Here is a 22550-nt window from a genome sequence, read left to right as displayed (position 1 = left end):
GCCTGCTTTTCTGCTTGGCGGTGTCTTGGGACAATGAAGCCAGAGCCGTTCATACCCACATCGCCTGCCGCCAAGAGCGCGAGACTTCCTTGCGCTCTTGTCCGGAAGGAGATGTACCATGAATGTTCTTAGTGAAGATATCGAAGGCGATATCGGCTCTGTGCCTCGCTGCCAGAGCTGCGGTTCGGAACGGGTCGTGAAAGACGCCTGGGCCTGCTGGAACCGGGACTATGGTCTTTGGGAGTTGGAGGCAGTGTTTGATTGCGCGTATTGCCATCAGTGTGAGGCGGAGACCAGGCTGGTTTGGTCTCAGCCAGAGGTTCCCCAGAACGGTCGTATCCGCGAGTTGAACGACGCGTTCCGGCGCGACGGGCAGGGGCGTGGCTCGGTTATGCTGACCGTTGGTATTCAGGGCGAAGGCCAAGAGTTCCTGGAGGCTGCAGTCGCCGCGGTTCAGGGCTTCGATGCCTTTGGCGAAGACAACGATCCGTGGGGCGAGCATGATTTTGGCGCAGTGGAGGTCCGAGGCCAGAAGGTCTTTTGGAAGATCGATTACTACAACCCAGACCTCACCGCCGGGAGCGAAAACCCCGCCAATGAAGCCGTGACTCACCGAGTCCTGACCATCATGCTTGCCTCCGAATACTGAGCAATATCGCCCTCACCTATACGCTGCCTGCTAGTCAGGCGGCGTTTTTTGTACCCAGGTGCGAATTGCTGAAAGAAATCGGCCCCGAAAAACGTCATAGCCATCAAGGCTTCGGTAGCCATTCCCGACACTCCAAGGGCGGTTTGGATCGTTTGATGATCTGGGCCACTCGACTCGCGTCCGCATTGCAGAGACGAACACCTGTGCCGCCAGTGTTCGTTTGATGCCGGACCCTTAATGGGTCCGGTCCACGCGCACCCGCTGCTCGAGTGCTGTTCATCGTAGGCACGCGATGCAGTCACGGCATCGTAGAGCACTATGTCGTGCCTGCTATGTCTCGCCGCGATTGCGCCATAGACTGACCCTCTATCAGTTTAATCATACACAAACCTATGACGACAGAATTTGCCCTCGACCTGCGCCTGGCACGGCGCAAGGCGGGCTACACCCAAGGCGATGTGGCGCATCTATTGGCGAGCCATCAATCTGCGGTGTCTGATCTGGAGCTTGGCAAGATCCGGCCATCGCTTGAACAGATCATCGAATTATCCCTCATCTATGGGCGCTCGTTTGAGAGCCTGTTTGGCGAGCTGATGGCGGAACGCCGGAAGCAGTTGAAGAAGCGGTTGTCCTGCCTGCCGGACCTCGGCAAACAGACCGCCCATACCTTTAACCGTCCTGCCTCGCTGGAGCGCCTGAAGCGACGGCTGGCCAAACCATCGAAGAATGGCGGCGCTTAGGGTGCTCTCGATCGCGGTGGCGTCTGGGCGCGCAGGGTATGTCTACCTGCAAGGCGCGCAGCTGCTGGACTGGGGCATTGCGGTGAAGGCGGTGAAAACGGGATCTGATCTGGTCGGCTTTGTGCAGGAGCTCATCAATGAGCTGAAGCCGGATGTGGTCGTGACCGAGAAGTTGGACGCCGGGTGCCGGAAGGGCAAACGCACCAAGGAACTCATCCACTCCATCGCGGTGCTCGCCAGCCACAACACGGTCTTGGACGTATCGGTGGAGCGCCCCCGGACATTCCCCTCAAAGTATGAAGAGGCTCATTACTTGGCCGGCAAACATCCCGAGTTGGCGGGCTACCTTCCAAAACGCAAACGGCGACTGTTTGATTTTGAGCCGCGCGGGATGGTGATCTTCGAGGCGATTGCGATGGCTGAAGCGGTCATTAAGGGCCCACCAGAGAACCTGGCTGCTGCTCTCGGGTAGGTCCTCCGCAGTCAACAAGACTCAGAAAATGAAAACGCCACCGCTTGCGGAAAGCGGTGGCATTTTTGAATGCTATAAGCGGCTCCCTTAAATCGCGAAGTCGCCCAAAGACTTGCCGGCCGCCAGGCCTTCTTTGATCCAATTGGGTTGCCGACCGCGTCCGGTCCACGTCATCGCCGGGTTCTCAGGGTGGCGATATTTTGCAGGCGAGGCCGTTTTGGTAGCCTTCTTGCCGCTCACAAGATCAGAGAGTTTGTAGCCGTGCTTCTGGGCCACGGCTTCCAGCTCTGCAATGGCTTCCGCCCGCTTGCGATCCTCATAGCCTGCGATCGCCTTCGCGGCGTCCCGTTGCAGTTGTCGCAACTCTTTGACAGTGAGTTTTTCCAGATTTAGCTTCGACATTTTTGCACGTCCTGTTTCTTGATGACTTGGTCTATCGCTCCGCTAAAGCCGTCGCAATCCCATTCGCACATTCCGGCATGGGGGCCAGTCTCGCCAGGAACGTGTAAACGAGGGGCCGGGCGTCTCGTCTTTCATACCCGATGAAAGACATGCATCGCTTAAATCATTTGACAGGCTGCAATAGCAAATTGCAGCCTGTTTTCTGTATTTCTGGATTGGGGGCAATCATGGTTGTGAAGACATCGAGTTATGGAGCAGCCCGAGGTGTATTGGGTTTTGCGGAACTTGCGCTCTGGTGCGGAATTGGCCTGGGTGTCATTATCGCGATTGTCGCCGGTGGTGCAGCCTCCCGCGGGTTTGGGTCATCCGGGCTGCTAGCAGCGGTGCCCGGCATCTCGATGGCAATTTTTTGTTTCGTCGGTGTGGTGCTGGTACAGATGGGCAAGGCCGCCGTGGACACGGCGGACTATAGCTTTCAGATGCTTGGCGTCGCGCGCCAACAGTTGGACGTGTCTAAACAAGCCTTGGCACATGCCAGCCGTCCGACCTCTTTTGCGGATCAGCCGTCTGCAAATCCGAATTCGACCAGTTCGCGCGCGCCGGACTCTCGACAGTCTGCGGAGACACCTGCGCCGCCGACCAAAGCACTGCCGGGCGCAAGTCGCGGTCCAGTCACGGGTCGGCGGGATTGGGACTATCGGGGAATGCGCATTCACAAAAATGATCTCGGGTTTCTGGTCGAAGGCCATACCTTCGCCACGCTTGATCAGGCCAAAAGCCATGTGGATCAAGACGCGGCTCGAGCAACTACCACCAGCTCAACCAAGGGCACTTCATGACCCCCATACACACCCCCAACCTCTATGGGGGTTGCCTGTGGGGGTGGCGCAGGTTTCATAGCTGCACATACCGACACCAGAACGGGCCCAGGTTATCCGTGACATCTCTCCTTTACAGGAGAGAATTGTGGCGCTCGCCAGAGCTCACGCCCCAATCACCCTATTGGACCTGATCCAATGCGGGTCTCCATCTCTCACCACACCGAACGAAAGGGGTTTCTCTTCAAGACAACCTACTATGAGGTACATCTGGATGTGGTCTTCAGCCATGAAGAGATACAGATCATTCGCCAACGCAATCTGGCCAAAACCAAGCTCATGGATCGCCGTCCGGCTGACGCACGCGTCGATGATCGTGATGAGCTCTTTGAGCTGCGCTTGGAACATCTGATGCAGGCCACGCCGGATCGGTTTCTGTGTCCCACACCATCAGCAGCGAAAATCTATGAAGACGAGTTGCTGATGGCGATGCGGCAGGTGAAACTCTGGCTGTCTGACAACGCCGAGCTTGGCGACCGTACCGTGGTTGAGTTCTGATGGCGGGACGCCCGTTTGCGGACAGCCTTGAAGGCGCTATCCTGTTCACAGCTCTGGTGATCGGCGGCTTTGTTGTCGTGGCCATTGTCCTGACCCCCGTCGCGTTGGTCGGCATTCCCTCATACATTGGCTACCGGCTATGGCGCGATAGCCCGGGTCGGGCCGAGGCCATCGCCAGGCGGGAGACCGAGGCCCTATACACTCATGCGTTGAATGGTCGGGTAGAGATCACTCAGGCTGAGATTAATCAGGCGCTGACCCAACATTGGCCCGCAGATACCCCTGAGGCGCTCAAAATCCAATTGCTGGGGATCGGTCGGACCCTCTACGCGCAGGAGGGCCTGACGCCGGAGGTGCCGCCTCCTCCGGCGCTGTGCAACACGTTGGAAGGTGGCCGATATCGTGATCAGTTGGCGCGACTGGGCCAGGTCCGCCATGATCGAGGAATGGCGCTGGCCGCGCTCGGGATCCTCTCTCGCAGCCTGAAGCCAATCGCTGCCGCCGCGCCGCCATTGCGCGGGGAGGTTCTGGTGGAAGTGACCCAGTTCCTTGAGCCTCTGGGATCTGCGGTTGAGGCGGTGGTTGCCCCTTTCTTCGACGAAAGTCCGTATCAACTCTTCCGATCCATCCGAGATCAGCTCGACGCCAATCTGCATAGCACCAGCCGCAGCGGCACGCCGATCTTCCCCCGCGACTACAAAGGCGCAGACCTGATCTTCACCTACCTCAAAGGCACGCAGCTCCTTGATCTTTTCAAGCTGCGAACACCGTTTTCCATTCCCGACGAACGCCGCTTTGAACATCTGCATATGGTGGCGGGCAGCGGTCACGGAAAAACCCAGACCCTGCAATATCTGATCGCGCAGGACCTGGCGCATATCGAGGCTGGAGATCGGTCGGTTGTGATCATCGACAGCCAGGGCGATTTGATCAACACCATCCTCAAACATGCCGGTCTGCCACCCGAGCGGATCGTGCTGATCGATCCGGAGGATATTGAATGGCCGGTCAGCTTGAACCTGTTTTCGGTCGGACAAGAGCGCTTGGCCGGATACGACGCCCTGGAACGCGAACGCCTCTCCAACTCCATCATCGAGCTCTATGACTTTGTTCTGGGGTCGCTGCTTGGTGCCGGGATGACCGCCAAGCAATCGGTGGTGTTCCGCTATGTGACACGCCTGATGTTCCATATCGACGGCGCGACCATCCACACCCTTCGCGATTTGCTGGAGCCCAATGGCACCGCGCAGTTCCAGGACGAGATCGGGCAACTGGGCGGGTCCACCAAACGCTTCTTCGAGACCGAGTTCGACGGTAAAGAGTTCGCCGCAACAAAATCTCAGGTGCTGCGCCGGCTCTATGGCGTGCTGGAAAACCAGACCTTCGAGCGGATGTTTTCAAACTCGGATACAAAGTTCGACATGTTTGCCGAGATGAATGCGGGCAAGCTCATTCTGATCAACACGACCAAATCCCTTCTGAAGGAGCAAGGCACCCAGATCTTCGGACGGTTCTTCATTGCGCTGATTGCCCAGGCGGCGCAGGAGCGGGCCACGATCGCCGACCGGGCTCGGCTGCCTGCCCATATCTATATCGATGAAGCTCAGGACTATTTCGATCAAACGCTTGGCGTGATCCTGAGCCAGGCACGCAAATACCGCGTCGGCATGACTATGGCCCATCAATACCTTGGCCAGCTCAACCACGGCCTCCAGGAAGCCTTTGAGGCCAATACCTCGATCAAACTGGCGGGCGGTGTTTCTGCGCGGGACGCACGGGCGATGGCGGGCATGATGAGCTGTGACCCAGATATGATCACCTCGCAGCCTAAAGGCACCTTCGCCACCTACATACGCGGAACCACGAATCGCGCCGTGCCCCTGTCCTTTCCCTTCTTCGTTTTGGAGAAACGACCGCCCGCCAGCACCAAAACCTTGGCAGATATCCGGGAGTTCAGCCGAAAGGCCTATGCGGCCCCATGGCAGGATATGGGTGGCCATAAGCAATCTAGAGAACCTCAAAACACTGATAATGGTGAAGAAAATCCTGACGATGATCCACTAAGACCTTCTTCTGAACTTTGATTGATCCTATCTTCGGCGCATGCTTGAGACAGATACCCTTGGCCGCGCCACCTTCCATGCCATCGCTCCGCGTGCAGACATTGCGCCGAATGAGCGGGACATCCGATGGATGAAGCATATCGAGCGGCACGGGCCGCTGTCTTCGGTACATTTATTCGAGGTCACCCGTGACACGCATCGCTGCAAAGACACCGCGCTCCGGCGCTTGCAGGCGTTGCGGGCAGCGGATTTTCTCTATCTGCCCAAGCAGCAGCGGGCGTGCGAGCGGGCGGAGTTCAAGCCCTATGTTTATGACTTGGCCCCAAAGGGGCACCTTTTCCTAAAAGATGCAGGCCTGGCGGAAAACACAGTCCGGCCAACCGGCCATTGGTGGCATATCGCCGAAACGGCAGCCTTCACCGCCAATCTCGATCTGGAGGCGCGCCGTCGCGGATTTCGCTACATTCCAGCCCATGAGATCCTCGGTCGCGCAGGAGCCTCGCTTGCTGTCCCTCTAGGGCCGCGCAAGCTGATCCCGGATCAGCTCTTCGCCATCGACTATGGCGGGTTGTTCCGAGCGTTCATGGTGGAGGTAGACCGTGGGACCGAACCGATTGCTTCCACCGCCGCCCGAAAGAGCTGGCGGTCGTCATTGGCGCAGTATGATGCAGTGTTCTCGGGAGGACTGGCCAACAAACACTACGGTCTGAACGCGCCGATCGCGGTGCTCTGGGTGCATCGTACAGACGCGCGGCAGAGCGCATTCCAGCGCTTGCTTGGAAAATCACACCGCAGGCTTGCCAATCGGCATCTTGCCTGCGCGCCAGCGGAAGGCGAGCCGCGTTTCGTTGGAGCTCACAGCACCCCATTTGATCTGTGGGACCCCACGTGAACGGCGTATTTCGTTGAAAAACTCAAGCTTGATCGAGTTGTCGGTCGCTGATTCACTTCTCTCTAGGAGCGGGAGGATCAGTCATGATGGGACCTAAGCAGGAAGCGCAGGCGGCGTTGTTTTACGAGTTCTCGCTGGAGGATCATGTTCCCCAAGATCACCTGCTGCGCTCTATTGATCGGTTCGTTGATCTGGGCAGCATCCGGGGACATCTGTCGGAGTTCTACAGCCATACCGGTCGGCCATCCGTCGATCCTGAACTGCTGATCCGGATGCTGCTGGTTGGGTACTGCTTCGGCATCCGCTCAGAACGGCGGCTCTGTGAAGAGGTGCATCTGAATCTGGCCTACCGCTGGTTTTGTCGTCTCGATCTGAACGACCGCGTGCCGGATCATTCCACATTCTCGAAGAACCGGCATGGGCGTTTCCGCGACAGCGAAGTGCTCCGCCATCTGTTCGAGACGACGGTGGCGCGGTGCATCGCGGAAGGCCTCGTCAGCGGCCAGCGCATGGCCATTGATGCCAGCCTGATCGAGGCGGACGCGAACAAGCAGAACTCGACGCCGAAGGAAGAGTGGGACACGGCCCGCATTGATCCAAAAGATGCACCCCGCGCGGTTCGCGAGTATCTCGAAACGCTGGATGAAGCAGCGTTTGGTGCGGCGAGCGAGGTGCAGCCGAAGTTCACCTCCCATTCTGATCCGGCCAGCCAATGGACGGCGGCACGCAAAGGCCCTGCTTTCTTTAGCTATTCCGACAATTACCTGATCGACACGGATCACGGCGTCATTGTTGATGTCGAAGCAACCCGCTCAATCCGGCAGGCCGAGGTCGGATCAACAAAAACGATGCTGAAGCGTGTGAAGGATAAGTTTGATCTGCATCCCGAACGCCTGATCGCGGACACGGCCTACGGCACGGGGCCAATGCTGGGCTGGCTGGTCGACCGCAAGATCGCGCCGCACATTCCGGTCTTCGACAAGTCCGGACGCAATGATGGGACGTGGACCCGGGCAGACTTTGAATGGGATGCCGAGAACGATCAATACATTTGCCCCGAGGGGCAGGAACTCAAGCAGTTCCGTCGCAATTATTCCGACCCAAACAGAGGACCGACCGGCAAAGGCACGGCTCGATATCGCACCCTGAAAGACGTCTGCCAGGTCTGCCCGTCCAAAGCCAAGTGCTGCCCGAACGCCGATGCACGCAAGATCACCCGCGAAGAACACGAAGACGCCCGCCAGGTTGCCCGCGACATCGCCAAGACCCGTCAGTACGACATCTCGATGAAGTTGCGCAAGAAGGTCGAAATGCTCTTCGCCCACCTCAAGCGCATCCTTGGCCTGGGACGGCTCCGATTACGTGGGCCATGCGGCGCAAACGACGAATTCCTCCTCGCCGCCACAGCCCAGAACCTCCGCAAACTCGCAAAGATCTTTCCTGCACCGCAGCAAACGCGCAAAGCCTGATCAGAAAGGCACTCGCGCTCGGTTCAGCGCGTCACTTTCTGCGCTCGCAACACGTTGTTTTTCAACAGATTCGGCGGATAGCTGCCGTTCGCTGCAGGTGCAAAGTCGAGACGGTCTGTGTGAAAATTACCTACACCTTCTTGAGAGGCGGTAGTTTCCAACGATCCGTCCGCACGGTATGGCTGCACAAAGAATGCACTGGAGAACGAGGTCGGCAGAGTGACGAAAGAAGGTAAATTAGCTCAGTTGATTATCGATGGCGACGCCGCCGGACGCCTTATCCCAATCATTCTTGAATTTGAATACAAAGACAGAAAACGCGAACTAGGCGGTTTCTTGGCTGAATTGCACAACTCGGGTGATATCGCTCTGCTCTCGGACGCCAACCTTGAGGCTATACGACGGCTTGAGCACAACGACTTTTGGATGGTGTTCGGCGCGTTGTCTGACGCAATTGAGCATGTGACAGATGACTATCCCCCTGTTCAGCGTTTTGCTGAATGTATGGTTGAAAAAGCAGGCAATGATGGGGCTTCAAACACACCATTTTTGTCATTCGTTCGCTGGTGCGAAAAACATCCCTCAAAGGCCAGAGAAATCATACTAGGCGCAAAAGACGGCCAAGCAGATTGCCTACGCTCCTGTGTGTTTGCTTTGCAAGGTCTCAATGACTTTGGGTGCTTGGTAGACTTTGTACGGGACGACAGAGCAGAAATCCGTTCCATTGGTTTTCGCGCCTTGGGAAGGCTCAAAAATATGACAACACAGAATGACCAAACCGGCATAGATGCTTGTCTGTCGGAAATTCAGAAACCGTCTTCGGATGATGCGAGAAATGCCGCAATTGAAGCTGCCTTTCGCGTTTGGGATAATGACGCGACCGAGGAAAAATATCGGCAAGACGAAGTGATGAAGTCACTACTCGACAAACCGACCGATGAAGACTTGGTGCGTCTAAGCGCGATGCTTTTTTATCACAAGAATGCATCCACAGAGAAAACCATCAGTGCGATATTGAGGAAGTTGCAAGGAATATCCTCAAGATACGAGGCAGCAAGTCACTGGATAGAAAGCGCCCTAACTTGGAAAGATGACCGCTGGTCGTTCAAGCAGGTAGTTGCATTCATGGAAGTCATGGTTCCGCGCTTTGAGCAGCCCGCAAAAAGCAAGCAGTTCCATAGCTTCATCGAATGGGTTTTTGTTGAACCTGCAAACGCCTCTTATCTATTCGCCCGATGGCTTAATTCTGGCGACTTTTCCTTGTGCAGCTTCTTGGCCGAGATGGTCAGCGGCGGAGATAAGGGAGCCGCGCTACCTCTGCTGCCAAACGACCTACCCCCCAGAGCGGTCGATCAAGCCTTTATAGCCCGAAAATGTATCGGGTTCCTTTGGCTCCATGAGATCAAAGCGGCGTCAATTCTGCTCAGTCTTGTGGAAAATGGACATCCAGATGCCGTCCCTGAAATCGAAGCACTTCTTTGGGAGCCACTTCTGCTTAGCTACTCCAGTGAGCTTAGGCCGTATCTTGAACAACAGGCATCGAGTGCATCCCCGACTGGGGCCAAGGCGGCTCAAGAGCTGATAGCGAAGCACGCAGCATACATTGAGGGGCTGGAAAAGGCGCATGACCTTAGCGAACTTGAGCCCTCAAATGAAGCGAGACGAGCCGCTGCCATCAAAGATCACCAGAGGAACACAGATATTCAAAAGCAGGCGCGCAAGATGTCAATCTTTGGCGATATGTTTCATACTGCTACGATGCTCTACGGTAAAAAGAGCTTCAGTATGATCACGGGTGCTGATGGCAAGAAGTTTCCAAATATTACCCCGCTGAGCGAACACTCCTATAGCTTTGAATTTCCACGCTTGTCTGTGGTTGACCCGGTTGGATTTAATGCGCTTCTCACAGTTTGTAGGGTCGAGCAGAGAAAAACAAAATGAAACTGATACTCAAAGAATATCTCGCGTCGCTCAAGGAACGCGGCGACCTTGACAAAGCGTTGTTGCCCAACCTGCTGTCTGCGATGGGGTTGCAGGTGCTGAAAACTCCGATGATCGGAACTCGCCAAGACGGAGTTGACATATCTGCCGTAGGTCAGCTGCCAGACGATGATCGGAAGTACCTTTACTTGCTCTGCGTCAAGGCAGGAGACGTAGGGCGCAACGATTGGGATGCAGGGCCACAGTCAGTACGTCCAGAGTTGCAGGAAATACTGGATGTCTACATAGGTTCGAAAATTGCAAAAGAGCATCATGATTTGCCGATCAAAATATGTTTGTGCATGGGGGGCGAGTTAAAAGAAACTGTGGAGGGCAACTGGGCTGGCTTCACGCAGAAAAACGCGACTAGCGAAGTGTGCTTTGAGCTATGGAACGGGGACCGCCTAGCTGGATTTATGGAGAGGTCTTTGTTGGCGCGGGAGTTATTGGACGAAGCGGCGCGCAGGCATTTCCAAAAAGCCCTTGCAATGGTGAACGAACCAGAGGCTTGCTACGAGTATACCAGAAGTTTTGTCGCCATCGTTCTCCCTCCAGAGGAGATGAAAGACAAAGAGCGACTATTGAGGCTAAGACAAGCGTATATTGGCCTCCACGTCATATGCGCCTGGGCCATTGAAGCTAGGAGCCTCGATGTCGTCTATCGGATATCTGAATTGGGCTTGCTGTTCTGCTGGGATGCAATGCGAGAACAACCAATCAAGCCGAAGCCCACTAAGCATCAAGCGGCTTTGACAGAAATTTTGGATCAATACGTTCGGCTCTATCTGATGATGTCCGAGTTGTATTTTGAAAAGGTACTGTATCCTCATGCCGAGACGCTTCACGCGCTGACGGTTTCGGTGAAGTCACGGGAGGCGGTCGATGCCAATCTTGCGATGTTCGACCTGCTCGGGCGTGCGGCCACCCGTGCAATCTGGACGGACTTGTTTGGAAAGGCTCTTTCAGAAGCGAACCCCGAATTTGCTCGCAGCCTGAGCGAGCAGACAGCGAAAATGCTCGACGTGTTGGTAGCTCTGATCAACAACAACCCGACTTTGGGGTCTCCGTTCAAGGACGATCACATGATCGAGGCAGCCTTGGTCATGTATCTCGCACAACAAACATCGTCAGGCAGGCGATTTATGCCATGGTTTCATGCTATGGCTGAGAACACATCGTTCGCGCTACTAACCAATGCCAGTTACCCGACGTGCTTTCGCGACTACAACGATCTGCTTGCGCATCCTGCTAGCAATGAACAGGAATACCGCGACGAGGCATGTGTTGGCAGTATCCTGTATCCCTACCTGTTCGTATGGCTTCAGTACGGGGCCGAACAAAGTTTCATTGAGGAATTTTCCAGACGACTTTCGGAAAAAATACCGAACTGCACACATCAGGCGTGGTTCCCCGATGAGGAAACGGATCAGAAAGTCTGGCGTGGGGATACCTACAATGGGATTTGCGTGACTGACCTGTCGCCATCACGTGGACATGCGGAGATAGCAGATACCTTGAACCTAGCAATCAAGGAGTGCGGGGCAATTTTTGAAATGACAGCGATGAAACGAGGACTGGTTCCACTTTTCTTGACGGCCTGTAGGCACTACCGCTTGCCTATCCCGCCGACACTTTGGATGCCGCCGCAAAGCGATTCAGATGTGGTTCAGGTCGAGCCCCATTCAGAGTAGAGCAAGCCGCTTCTTTGTCCTTGGGCGCAAGCTGCGCCGCAGCACCGTCGGGGTCCGCCAATGTCCGCTGTGGGCCGTTTGCGACACGGCTCGATGGCCCTACTGGTGAAGCATTGAAGTGCAGCCGATGTCTGCAGCGAGCCCAATACGTCCGATGCTGCCAAACGCAAGAACAGCTGTTTTCGCGCTTTCTCACACTATCGGCCATCCCAAGCCAAACGTAGGCAAAGGAAAAGGAGAACGCTGCCGAAAAACTGATCAACGCACTTCGAAACCGAGATGTACTGAGTCTGAACACGGCAGCAGAGGTCGTCAGAATGAAGTTCGGGCAAGGACTGACCAGCGCCAGAAAATCCACACACAGGATCGCGGCGATGATGGGCAGAGATTCCGTGGGCTTTTCTCAAACGGTCATCTTGAACCTGAGCTCAACACCGCTCCCGCTATCGCAAAAAGCGCTCCGATGATCGTGACGATGCTCACAACACCAAGGCCGAACAGGGCCAGCAACATCATGGCAACCAATGGTGTTAGAAAAGCCAGGCTGGAGATCGTCGCAGCGGAACCTTCTCTCGTGGCCTTGTCCCAGAAGATATTTGCGACAGTGAAGGGACCAATACCCATGAGAACGATGGCAAGCCATTGACCTGTGGTCGGCCAGTAGGCCGGTTCGAGAATGAAATGTGCAGCCAAAGCGACAACGCCCGCCACTCCCAACGAGGGACCAACGACGTTCATCTCGACTTTGGCAAGCGACCGACCGACCGAATAGATCGCAAATGTGAGGGCGCCACATGCGCCAAGAAGAACCCCGGTCAGATCAAAGCCGTGACCCATCTGTGGAGACAGGGCGATAGCGACACCGGCAAAGCCGAAAGCGATACCCAGGGTCTGAAGCAGAGAGGGTGCGCGCCGGTGCAAAGCAGACGCCAACCCGACAAGAAAGACCGGCCACAGATAGTGCACCACATTGGCCTCGGCAGGACCGATCCGGGCGATTGCGGCCAGATAGAAGGCATTGTTGCCCATCAGGCCGATGGCCACAAAAGTGAGGGTCTTGATCGGCACAGCTGCAAAGGCCGTGAGCGTCTTTTGCCTGGCTGCCAGCAGAAACGAAAACAGGAAACCAATCAGTGCCGATGCCCCCAAAACCAGCAAAGGCGGAGCTGGATAGGCGATTACAGCAAGCGCAGGCCAGCTTGCCCAAAGCACCACGGCTCCTCCGACAAGAGCAAATGTCCTGGTCTTTGGCCCACCGGGAAAGTTCGAACGCACCCAGGCTTCAAGCTGGTCAAACCTGCGTTGGTGCGTGGCAGCTAGCGTCCCGTCGATCTGCATATCAGTAATGTCCTGTCTCACTTGTCAGAACGATGCAGTCTCGCGCCAGATTGTGCAATCAGTTCAAGAGCTAGAGCCGATATTCCGGGGAAGGCACTGAACGCACATTATGTGCTAACGGGCGGCTGTGAACGAGATTGCCCGCTGTCCATCCTGGAGGTCACGGCAGATGCAAGTCTTTCCGAAAGCCATTCAACCGCGGGATCGGATGCCCGGGAGGTTGGCCATGCCAACGAGGTCGTGACCTTGGGCACGTCGAAAAACAGCGGCGCGATCTCCAATGCATGCGTTGACACGGCACACTTGGCCGTCGATTCCGGCACGACGCTCAAATAGCTGGAACCCAAGACGAACTGGGCGACATCAGAAAGCCTGGGAACGCGAAAGCAAATCCTGCGGCGCCGACCGAGGCGGCGCAGGTATCGGTCGATCGCGCTTGGACCGGAGCCCGCGGGCGAAGCAAGAACGAAGTCTGCCATTGCAAAAGTCTCAATATCGACCGGCCGCCTCTGGTGCTGCGGATCGAACAGGATAACGTAAGACTCTGACAGTATGGAGCGGACTTCAAACCCTGAGGTGTCGGCAGCATTGACCTTGAATGCGAGGTCAAAGCCCATTTGGCGGAAATCCTCCTGCAGCGTACCGATCGGGCTGATGAACTCGAAACTCAGGGACGCACCAGCGGACAGGGCCGCTTCGTGCAGCGTTGGGCCAAAGGCGGAAAGATGATAGTCCGAAGCCCGGATCACGAAGTGTCGCCTGGATGTGCCAGGCACGAACTCGTTCCGCATCGAAAGCAGGCCGTCACCCTTCCGCCGCCAGGATGCAAGCGCCTCCATCAAGCCTTTGGCGAAGGGTGTGGGCACCAGACCGCCGCCCTCACGGACGAGGAGTGGATCGCCGTAGAAGGCGCGCAGGTCGCCGAGTGCCTTGCTGACCGAGGGCTGCGTCCGATTCAACCGACTGGCGGCTACAGAAATGCTCCCGCAGGCAAGAATCTCATCCAACATGAGCAGCTTATTGAGGGATATCGGTGCTACTGGCATTGAAATTATGCATGTGTCGGATTGATGGAATAGATTTCTTCTAATGCATCAAGCGTGCGATGTCAGGTCAAATCAAAACTCGAAAGGACCGACCTATGACACGAATATCGACCGCTGTCGTGGCGCTGTCTGCGCTATGCCGCATGACCTCCCCAACCGAAGCCGAGGAATTCCAGCTCAATGGCACCCGGATCTTCGGCTCCGAACCGGCGCAAGCCGCTGCACTCCAGTCAGTCGACGGTATCCTGCGGATCGTCAACGCCTTCGAATCTGCCAACAGCAGCGGCGAGATGGCACCGATCCTGGCGCTGGCCAATAGCGTCTATGCGGCGCACGCCGACGTGTTTCGCAGCCAGGACTTCATCACCGAAACTGATATGGGCGGTCCGGCATTCCTGAAAGCGCTTGGCTTCATTCATGAGGTCTTGGGCGGCGGGACGGAGTACCTCGTACCGCAGCAGGTCTGTGCGATCTACGCCTTTCAGCCGGACGCCGACGCTTTCGCCGTGGACATGGCAATGGCAACGGCAGCGGTCGTGCCGCAGTTCGGACTGGTGCTGAACACGGTTCTGGTCAGAACCGAGGTGATCGGCGGGATTCGCCAGATCACCTACCACGAGTATCTCGCGGCGCCCGCCGGCGGTGAAGACTGCACCGGTCCGGCGGCAGCGGCGTTCAGTGCGGAGTGGTTGGCCAGGGTAGAGTGACCCTCGGTTGGTGCAATCCAGTTAGCCGAAACAACGAGTCGACGAGGATTGCCAGTTTTCTAAGGTTCCGAGAGCTTTCGCAAACCGCTATCTCGTCCACCTTGCAAGCCATCGAGCGGCCCGCTGAAGAGCGCCGATATCATCCCTCGGAAACTGCGCGCCTTTGAACGATACCATTTGCCCGACCTCGTCGACAGATTGAGCTACCTGATAGACCATAGCATAAAAGTTTGTGACAACACCCCTACGACGCTGTTGGGATAATGCACTGCAGTCGGTAAGCTTTATTTGATCAGCGCTGTAGGCCTGTCCATCCAAGGAATCGTGCCTTTGAGGAAGTGAGCGAAATCACCCGCGGCTATGGCCTTAGCGGATTGCAGGAGCAGAGGCGAGAAGATATGTGCCAATTGCTTGCTTTGGAGAGCGTTGTTTCTCGCCGCCCATATGTTCGATTATCGCAAGCACATTACCTAATGGAAGGGTGTCTAGGAAATTCTTCGGACACTCCCACCATTCCGAGGTTAGAAGGGCGTGTATCACATCATCCGGAAATCGGTAACGGAGGATCTTGGCCGGGACACCAGCCACCACTGCATAAGGCGGAACATCTCGTGTTACAACGGCGTTTGCCCCTACAATGGCGCCGGTTCCAATCGTCACGCCACTGCTCACAACGACTCCATCGCCGATCCAGACATCGTTTAACACAACAGTAAAGCCGTGTTCGCCGCGCGGTTTCAGGTTCAGGCGCTCCCTTTGGTCCGGAGTGTATGGTATGGTTTCACTTGTGTTGCTAAGCGCCGGCGAGGTGGACAGGCCCTGCATCGCGTGCGTGCCGGCCCCCAGCGTTACGCGCCTGCCAATGCTCACGTATCGGCCGATAAATACCCTGTCACGTACGTATCCACCATTGTTCATGTAGCTGTAGCTTCCGAAGAAGCATTCACCTCGGCTGCAGATCAAACCTGACTGTATCGATACTGACGGTTCGACATAGGCCAGATCCACGAGCCCAATGTATGTACCGGCTGCTGTTCGCAAGTGATCAATCGCATGTCTTCTGGAAGTCGCTGATATGTATCCGGCCTTTGTATCGGCTTCGTTGTTTGCCGTGGCCCTGTTGGGAGTGCGCACGCGCCGCTGTCTCATTACTTACCAGATCATTGATGACCATTTGGGCTCTCAGACTTTGGGTGCGTCTTTATTCCGTTCCATGCAGTTGAGGTTTACGAACGTCGTTTACGGTATTGGCCTGATCAGACCGCAGCCGCTATCTCTTGTCCTTTCCAATCAAAGTCTTTGCCGGAGCTGAGAACGCTCCAAGCGATCCGGGCGAGCTTGTTGGCCAGCGCCACACCAAGTTTGTTGTGCTGCATCCGCATTGACGCCGCTTCCAGCCACGGGCCAAAGCTGAACTTGTGCCAGTTCTTCGGCCTCATCATGATGACTTGTGCGGCTTGCACAAAGAGCATGCGCAGATAACGACTGCCACGTTTTGTGATGCTCCCCAGTATCGTGCGCCCGCCCGTGCTGCTCTGTCGCGGAACCAGTCCGAGCCAGGCTGCAAAGTCGCGGCCACGGTCATAGGCCTCGCCCTCGCCAACGGCAGCAACCATCGCCGTTGAGATCAACGGGCCAATACCTGGGATGGTCATAAGCCGCTGGCACCCCGGCTCAGTTTCACTGACCTCCTTGATTTCAGCCGTGGTCATCTCGATCCGTTTGTCCAGCCAGATCCAGTCCTGCTGCAGACCTAGGATTAGTCTCCGCATGCGCAGTGACATCTCGCCGCTGCGATTGTCGAGGATGGCTTCAAGCGAGTTGCGTAAGGCAGACACACTGCGCCGGACGGTGATACCCTGTTCGATCAGAAAGGCCCGAATCTGGTTCATCGCGGCCGTCCGCCGCGACACAAGGCGAGACCGGACGCGATGCAGCGCTTGCAGGTCGAGCTGGTCCTGCGTCTTCTCAGAAACCGTCTTGAGATTGGGACGCAATGCGGCCTCTGCAATCGCCTCGGCATCGTTGTAGTCGTTCTTTTGACCCTTGTTGAAAGGCTTCACATAAATCGCGGGGATGATCCGGGGCTCGAACCCCATTTCGCGTAGCGTCCGGCTGACAAAATGCGCACTCAGGCAAGCCTCCATACCGACAATGCAGCGCGGCAATTGTTCAAATGTCGGCATCAGCGCCAGCCTTTTGATCTTCTTGCGCAGTACAAGCTGACCATCGTGATCAAAGCCAACCAAGTGAAAGACATTTTTGCCAATATCGATGCCCACCGACATCAGCTTATCAAAATCGTGCGTCGCCATGCTACTTCTCCATGTTGCAGAAATAGGCCAAGCCTAACCTGCTGGGTGAAGCAGCCGGTACATCCCATTACTTACCGATCTTCAACTTGACGAGATCGGCCTTGGAGATATGCGACGCGGTCAACCGGCCTTCGCGGAACGCGGCAAGTTTCTGGGAAATCCTCACGTTCGCTCTTTCCTGAATCTCTTCCAGATGCGCCTGGACTCACTCAACAAAGAAGTCGCTTTGCACCTTGCAGCAATCCTCGTTCTCGGCATGGCGGGGTTCCGATCAGAGAACGAGGTCAATGTTCCAAAACCTCCGAATTTGCTGCTCGCAATCAGAGCGCGCCTTGGGCGTGTCACCCGTGATCCGCTCGCAGCGAAATCCAAACCTTTCAAGCCCGCAGTAATCAAGATGAGCAAGGACGATTACATCCACTTCGTGCTCCATGGCCAGCATAGCTAGATGGAATGCTGCCTGCGGTATGTCGTCCCGCGGTTCGGTGATCCGGAAGCCGATGGCGCCCATCTCCTCAGTCTTGAACGGCAGCTCCGCCAAGGCCGTATGTATGCCATCGGGGAATACTCCCTTGCCGACGGGATTTCTGCGCGGGTCTGTGGGACCGGCAACATCATCGATATTGACCGCATCCCTCTTGCTGATGCGCAATATTACGTCTTCCCAGAACTCAGCGTTCATTCAACCATCTCCTCGATTGCCGAAGCTGCGGCGCGATTGCCAGGCTGTGGCAAACTGAGATCTATAAGCCGCTCCCTGATCTCTCCGGATCGGCCGTCGTCGAGAAAGGTTTCGATTTCCTTGCGGAGCGTCATAACATCTTGCGGCATTACCATGGCAGCAAGACCGCGCTCGGCCGCAGCCTGAGCGCGTGCGGCTTGGTCGTCCATGAATGCGCCAGTTTGCGGTATAAAAACTGTGGGTACCGCATTGTAGAGTGCTTCGTGAAAGGAGTTGTATCCTACGGCAGAGATGTACAGGTCGCTCGCCGCTGCGATCACGCTTGCATGGTGCGTCTTGACCACCCGGGTGTTCTCCCAGGCAAAAGTCGTTGGCTCAACTGTCGAGGTCGGCCAGACAACAACGAGGTGGAGAACGTCAGCGCGCGCCTCCATCATGCCGCAGATCGCTTGGATCTGTACACTGCGCTTTGCAGCCACCCCACCGCCGAGCATCGTGACAACAAGCTTGTCGAATGGCTTCTCAAATTTTTCCGATAGCTTGGCACGAACGCTCTCCCGCCTCGGCTCGTCGAAATCGAGGGGCTCGACGATCGGGCCGACTTCGCGAATGTGATTCCCGGAGGAATAGACATGGTTGAGCTCCTCGAAGGCCTCCATGGGAACGATAACACGGCCGAAAATCTTCTCGCGATCGAGCGGCAGAGAGTTATTCTGCCGTTTCTGCCACATCCCGCGACGAACCCATACAGCGTTCAGGCCATGATCGAGGACCGTTCGGTAGATGGAATCAAATACATAGCCACCGTCGAAAACCAACGTAGAGGCTTCCCGGGACAGAGCGTGCAATCGCAGATAATTCACCAAGTCGTTGGCGTGCGCTTGCTCGTGATGGCCACTTCGACCGACCAGAGGCATGGCATCGAAGCCGAACGTATTGATTAGCCTGATACATGAGGGGAACGCTGCGAAAACCGGAGTGGCTCGGTCGCGGTCAAGTTTCGAAGCTATGAGGGAGGTGCGTTGTGCATGTCCGAGACCGACCCCGTTGGTCGGCACGATAACAACGCGCTGGGGTCTGGAACCCGGTGCTGATGGTGCGACCTGCGCAGCCGTAGCGTGGGCATGGTCAGCGAGATGAGCGGAGACCCGTGCATACTCCGCGACCACACCCTGTGTTTCGTGGCGTACGGTTGCGCGAATTGCCTCAAGATTTGGAACAATATCGCCCTTCAAATGGCTCTGAAGGCCTACCGCGTCGCTTGGCCCCTGAATGAAGCATTTGCTTTCCGAAGCATGCTCGAGCTTTTCCGAGCAGTCCACAAGGGCCGCTCCCTCAGCAATGACATTCGCAATAAGGCTTCGTACTCGATAGTTCGAAGAAATTCCGTGAAAGGTCACAAAGACATCCGCCATGGCGGAGATGTGGGCGGGCAGGAGTTCGCCATAATGATAGATCGGCACGGAGTTTCCGTTTCTGGCGATCCATTCCTGCTTTTTCTTGCCGCTTGTCAGGATGATGACATCGAATTGGCGCGAGGTTGCGACATGCTTCAGATTTGGATCTTCGATATTGGGGTCGAAGAGCAGAACGGCGGGGACCTTACGGGCCGCGCGATTTGGGCGATTACCGCAAACGCCAATAACGGGCAGGTCCAGCGACGCGCCATTACTACGCTTCTGGGCCGTGGAATCAATCTCCGGGTCATATCCAAGGACATATGAAAGCTTCGCCCTTGCCCCGATCTCGGACTGAGTTGTCTCAAACCGACCCACCGCAAGACAAGACTGCGTTTTGTCGCCATGCCTTCGGCGCAAGTCTACGAGCGCTGCATCGTTGAGTTGGTGAGCATCGATCAGAACCAGCCGGTCGCCCTCCCCGGGTGAGGCTTCGGTGATCAGATGGGCCAGGTCGTACTGCTGATAGAGGGAAGCACCGGGTGGAATACTATCGGCCGCTATGGCTGCATCGTAACCCGCCAATCGCATCTGATGAACGAGAACCGCAAGCGAGTCGATGCTTTCGGGTCCAGTGCCTATAGTCTCAAAAAAGATCATGCGCACGCTCCTGGGCTGCCCGAAACTCTGTCAGGGCCTGTTCGACAAAGGGTTCAGCGGCAAAGCGAGCGATCGTTAATTGAGCTGCCGATACAAAACGCTGGTATCGTTCGGGGTCGGCAACGAAACCAGCTATGATTTCGTCCAGGTCGTGACCATGTGAGGCAATGACTGCATCCCCGAACGTCTCTGCTGTCTTGTTATCCGTGATAACGACCTTGCCCGCGGATATGGCCTCGGCGATGACCCGGCCGAAACTTTCCTGAAGCAGCGGGTGTGTATAGTAAACAAAGAAATCAAAACCCTCAAAGAACTCTTCCACGGATGTCGCCCCGAAGGGAAGGACTTCCCAATGATCCGGGATCTGGGAGGGGTCGAGAAGGAAGCTATCACCACCAAGTATAGAGCATTTTTCCGCATGTTTGGGGAAGTGCCGTTGCATGGTCTCAAGATCTGGGAACTTCTCGAACCCTGCGCGCGATAAGCGCCCGCGACGGTCCCGAGGGTTAGCCGTTGGGGCGAGCATCGGAAAGTCGCAGATGTTGAACCAAAAAAACTCCGTCAGATGCCAACGGGTTCTGAGATCCATGTTGTCACGCACCCAATTGAGAACATTGCGGCAGTTGTAGCCCGAGACAGGTGCGAGGAAGCGTCGGCGGCAGAGCAAGGACCTTTCCAGAAGGCCAAGGCAGAGTTGCACGTCAAAACCCTCTCCTCCTAGAGGACGAGTGAAGTTCTCGTGGGTCACTACATAGGCTGTATCGCAGATGATCTTCAGGTCGAGTTCATGATTGAATTTAAGGCATGAAGGATTGTGGATAACGACAAACTCGTCCCGAACGGTCTTGGGATTCCAAACCAGTTCGAGTCCAAGATCGTCCATCGCCGTTTGCAGTCTTGGGTTTACAAAGCGCCCTTTGAACATCCGTGTTTCGAGTGCGAACACCCGCAGATCCACGTGATTTGCCAGAGCGTAGAGCTCCCGCGCGACGGCTGCCGATGTGCCACCTGAAAAACGCGGATCGACCAAGATCGAAAGCCTAGGCCTTCGAGAATGAAGCCGATGGCTCATCTTCTGCCCTTCATGCCTGTTGAACGCAACACTCCCGCAGGCACCCATGTGCTGAGTGTTCACTGACGCCTCCAACAGACTCGTCAGTAGATGCTGGCCTGCTCGAAGAGATTGTCGATCGTGCTTAGCTGTTCCATCCCGGATGATCACATAGATCCTCGGCGATCTGCGTTTTTCATGGCAAGATCGGTTCTGAGTGACGTTCGGGACGGAGTGCAACCATGCTGATCCATCTTCACAAGCAGGCGACGACGACGCCCAAGATAAGGGCTGCAATCCAGGCGAGCGATGAGCCTGCATCGGCCCTGGCGTCACGCTTCGGCACGACTGAACAGACGGTGTATAAATGGAAACACCGCGACAGCGTTCACGACCGCAGCCATACGCCGCACCGCCTGCAAACGACGCTGACCCCGGCCCAGGAGGCCGTCGCCGTGGCGCTGCGCACGACGCTGCTGGTGTCGCTGGACGACCTGCTGGCGGTGGTGCGCGAGTTTCTCAATCCGAATGCCTCGCGCTCTGGGCTGGACCGCTGCCTGCGTCGGCATGGCGTTGGAAACCTGCGCGATCTCAAGGCGAAGGGACAGAAGCCGAAGCACAGCGCCTTCAAAGCCTATGAGCCCGGCTACATCCACGTAGACGTGAAATACCTGCCTCAGATGGCTGACGAAACTTCACGCCGCTATCTTTTCGTGGCAATCGACCGAGCGACGCGTTGGGTCTTCATCCGCGTATTCAGGGCCAAGACTGCGGCCAACGCCCGGCGCTTCCTGCGTGACCTGGAGCGCGCTTGTCCGCTGCGCATCCGCACGGTCTTGACCGATAATGGCAAGGAGTTCACCGATCGCCTCTTCGGCTTGCGCAGGCGCGTCGCGACCGGCGCTCACGAGTTCGACACGCTGTGCGCCGCCCTCGACATCGAACATCGCCTTACTCCGCCGAGGTCGCCTCAGACAAACGGCATGGTCGAGCGCTTCAATGGCCGCATCGAAGACGTGCTTCAAAGCCACCATTTCAAATCAGGTGAAGAACTGGAGACGACGCTGCACCGCTACGTCTGGCTCTACAACCAGCAACTGCCGCAGTCAGCCTTGGGCAGCAAGACGCCCTTACAGGCGATGAAGGACTGGCACAAACTCAAGCCGGAACTGTTCAAGAAACAACCATATTACCTGCCGGGATGTGACACTTAGCTCAAGGCGGACCACCCCGAAGGAATCAAGAGTTGTCACCTGGGCATAGAAGTCCCGAAGTGCCCTTGCAAGGGCACCGTTTCCGTCCAGGAGTTGAGGATTATCAGCAATGTAGTCGCGTAAGGCAACGTAGCTGCCATCGTTGAGGAGTCCGACAATTGCTTGTGCGTCCGCGGGCGTGGCAGCGGCCTCAGCCGTGGCAATCGATAACTGCGACGCGACAATTATCGCAGAAGCAAGGACGCAAATCTTCTTGGTGTTTTTCATGGAGTCTGCCTCTCTCTCCGTTTTGGGTGTCTTCCGGCTCAGGTTGAGGCACCGGTCAGTATACTCAGTTCTTGGCAGGCCAATTTGTCATTTCTATGGCGATGCTTAATCCTCCCCGCTGAAGTGTGAGATGCTCCAG

Annotated in this window: 19 protein-coding genes and 1 pseudogene; 12 read left to right on the top strand and 8 right to left on the bottom strand. The window is 56.3% G+C overall.

Translation table 11 applies throughout. The annotated features are described in order from the left end of the window. Positions 1–118 precede the first annotated feature (118 nt). From ACQ651_RS12845 to ACQ651_RS12835, 3 genes are all read left to right on the top strand, one after another. Positions 119–649, top strand: a complete 531-nt coding sequence (locus tag ACQ651_RS12845) for a DUF3768 domain-containing protein (RefSeq protein ID WP_430449491.1) — start codon at positions 119–121, stop codon at positions 647–649. A 392-nt stretch (positions 650–1041) separates the two neighbouring features. Continuing rightward, the gene (locus tag ACQ651_RS12840; RefSeq protein ID WP_430449490.1) at positions 1042–1389 is read left to right on the top strand and encodes a helix-turn-helix transcriptional regulator; all 348 of its coding nucleotides are present in this window, start codon (positions 1042–1044) and stop codon (positions 1387–1389) included. After that, positions 1376–1861: a hypothetical protein gene (locus tag ACQ651_RS12835; RefSeq protein WP_430449489.1), complete on the top strand. Its 486-nt coding sequence runs from the start codon at positions 1376–1378 to the stop codon at positions 1859–1861. Before ACQ651_RS12840 ends, ACQ651_RS12835 begins: the two co-directional genes overlap by 14 nt. 87 nt (positions 1862–1948) lie before the next feature. On the opposite strand, the gene ACQ651_RS12830 is transcribed toward ACQ651_RS12835, so the two are convergent. Further along, the gene (locus tag ACQ651_RS12830) at positions 1949–2263 is read right to left on the bottom strand and encodes an H-NS family nucleoid-associated regulatory protein (RefSeq protein WP_227287898.1); all 315 of its coding nucleotides are present in this window, start codon (positions 2261–2263) and stop codon (positions 1949–1951) included. Between the two features lie 140 nt (positions 2264–2403). On the opposite strand from ACQ651_RS12830, the gene ACQ651_RS12825 reads away from it, so the two are divergent. The 7 genes from ACQ651_RS12825 (at position 2404) to ACQ651_RS12795 (ending at position 11734) form a co-directional block, all read left to right on the top strand. Continuing rightward, on the top strand, positions 2404–3102 hold the full coding sequence (locus tag ACQ651_RS12825) for a hypothetical protein (protein WP_430449488.1): 699 nt from the start codon (positions 2404–2406) through the stop codon (positions 3100–3102). A gap of 177 nt (positions 3103–3279) precedes the next feature. Next, positions 3280–3639: a hypothetical protein gene (locus ACQ651_RS12820; RefSeq protein WP_430449487.1), complete on the top strand. Its 360-nt coding sequence runs from the start codon at positions 3280–3282 to the stop codon at positions 3637–3639. Beyond that, on the top strand, positions 3639–5723 hold the full coding sequence (locus tag ACQ651_RS12815) for a type IV secretory system conjugative DNA transfer family protein (RefSeq protein WP_430449486.1): 2085 nt from the start codon (positions 3639–3641) through the stop codon (positions 5721–5723). Before ACQ651_RS12820 ends, ACQ651_RS12815 begins: the two co-directional genes overlap by 1 nt. A gap of 109 nt (positions 5724–5832) precedes the next feature. After that, positions 5833–6594 carry a replication-relaxation family protein gene (locus ACQ651_RS12810; RefSeq protein ID WP_430449485.1) on the top strand — a complete coding sequence of 254 codons (762 nt, stop codon included), beginning with the start codon at positions 5833–5835 and terminating at the stop codon, positions 6592–6594. An 83-nt stretch (positions 6595–6677) separates the two neighbouring features. Continuing rightward, a complete protein-coding gene (locus ACQ651_RS12805; protein ID WP_430449484.1) occupies positions 6678–8063 on the top strand; it encodes an IS1182 family transposase in 1386 nt (461 codons plus the stop codon). Positions 8064–8282: 219 nt separating this feature from the next. Beyond that, positions 8283–10004: a hypothetical protein gene (locus tag ACQ651_RS12800; protein WP_430449483.1), complete on the top strand. Its 1722-nt coding sequence runs from the start codon at positions 8283–8285 to the stop codon at positions 10002–10004. Further along, positions 10001–11734 carry a hypothetical protein gene (locus ACQ651_RS12795; RefSeq protein WP_430449482.1) on the top strand — a complete coding sequence of 578 codons (1734 nt, stop codon included), beginning with the start codon at positions 10001–10003 and terminating at the stop codon, positions 11732–11734. The genes ACQ651_RS12800 and ACQ651_RS12795 overlap by 4 nt, the downstream gene beginning before the upstream one ends. 411 nt (positions 11735–12145) lie before the next feature. On the opposite strand, the gene ACQ651_RS12790 is transcribed toward ACQ651_RS12795, so the two are convergent. Both ACQ651_RS12790 and ACQ651_RS12785 read right to left on the bottom strand, forming a co-directional pair. Further along, complete coding sequence (locus ACQ651_RS12790) at positions 12146–13072, bottom strand: DMT family transporter (protein WP_430449481.1); 927 nt, start codon at positions 13070–13072, stop codon at positions 12146–12148. Between the two features lie 107 nt (positions 13073–13179). Then, positions 13180–14118: a LysR family transcriptional regulator gene (locus ACQ651_RS12785; RefSeq protein WP_430449480.1), complete on the bottom strand. Its 939-nt coding sequence runs from the start codon at positions 14116–14118 to the stop codon at positions 13180–13182. A 95-nt stretch (positions 14119–14213) separates the two neighbouring features. Between ACQ651_RS12785 and ACQ651_RS12780 the strand changes: the two genes are divergently transcribed. Beyond that, on the top strand, positions 14214–14825 hold the full coding sequence (locus ACQ651_RS12780) for a hypothetical protein (RefSeq protein ID WP_430449479.1): 612 nt from the start codon (positions 14214–14216) through the stop codon (positions 14823–14825). 366 nt (positions 14826–15191) lie between these two features. On the opposite strand, the gene ACQ651_RS12775 is transcribed toward ACQ651_RS12780, so the two are convergent. The 5 genes and pseudogenes from ACQ651_RS12775 to ACQ651_RS12755 all read right to left on the bottom strand — a co-directional run bounded on the left by ACQ651_RS12775 (position 15192) and on the right by ACQ651_RS12755 (position 20951). Further along, entirely contained in the window at positions 15192–15833 is a 642-nt protein-coding gene (locus tag ACQ651_RS12775; RefSeq protein WP_430449478.1) for a CatB-related O-acetyltransferase, read from the bottom strand. Positions 15834–16064: 231 nt separating this feature from the next. After that, a pseudogene (locus ACQ651_RS12770) lies at positions 16065–17140 on the bottom strand (IS110 family transposase). Positions 17141–17411: 271 nt separating this feature from the next. After that, complete coding sequence (locus tag ACQ651_RS12765; protein ID WP_430449477.1) at positions 17412–17822, bottom strand: hypothetical protein; 411 nt, start codon at positions 17820–17822, stop codon at positions 17412–17414. Beyond that, positions 17819–19879, bottom strand: coding sequence for a glycosyltransferase (locus ACQ651_RS12760; protein ID WP_430449476.1), 2061 nt, complete (start codon positions 19877–19879; stop codon positions 17819–17821). Before ACQ651_RS12760 ends, ACQ651_RS12765 begins: the two co-directional genes overlap by 4 nt. Next, positions 19866–20951 (bottom strand): hypothetical protein, encoded by a 1086-nt coding sequence (locus ACQ651_RS12755; protein ID WP_430449475.1) that lies wholly within the window; start codon positions 20949–20951, stop codon positions 19866–19868. The genes ACQ651_RS12760 and ACQ651_RS12755 overlap by 14 nt, the downstream gene beginning before the upstream one ends. Positions 20952–21172: 221 nt before the next feature. Here ACQ651_RS12755 and ACQ651_RS12750 point away from each other — a divergent pair, with 221 nt between their 5' ends. Next, entirely contained in the window at positions 21173–22144 is a 972-nt protein-coding gene (locus ACQ651_RS12750) for an IS481 family transposase (RefSeq protein WP_430448186.1), read from the top strand. Positions 22145–22550 lie beyond the last annotated feature (406 nt).

This window comes from Rhodophyticola sp., from assembly GCF_965284195.1.
Classification (GTDB): domain Bacteria; phylum Pseudomonadota; class Alphaproteobacteria; order Rhodobacterales; family Rhodobacteraceae; genus Rhodophyticola.
The sequence above is the reverse complement of the archived record's forward strand: the minus strand, read 5'-3'. Positions and strand labels throughout refer to the sequence as shown.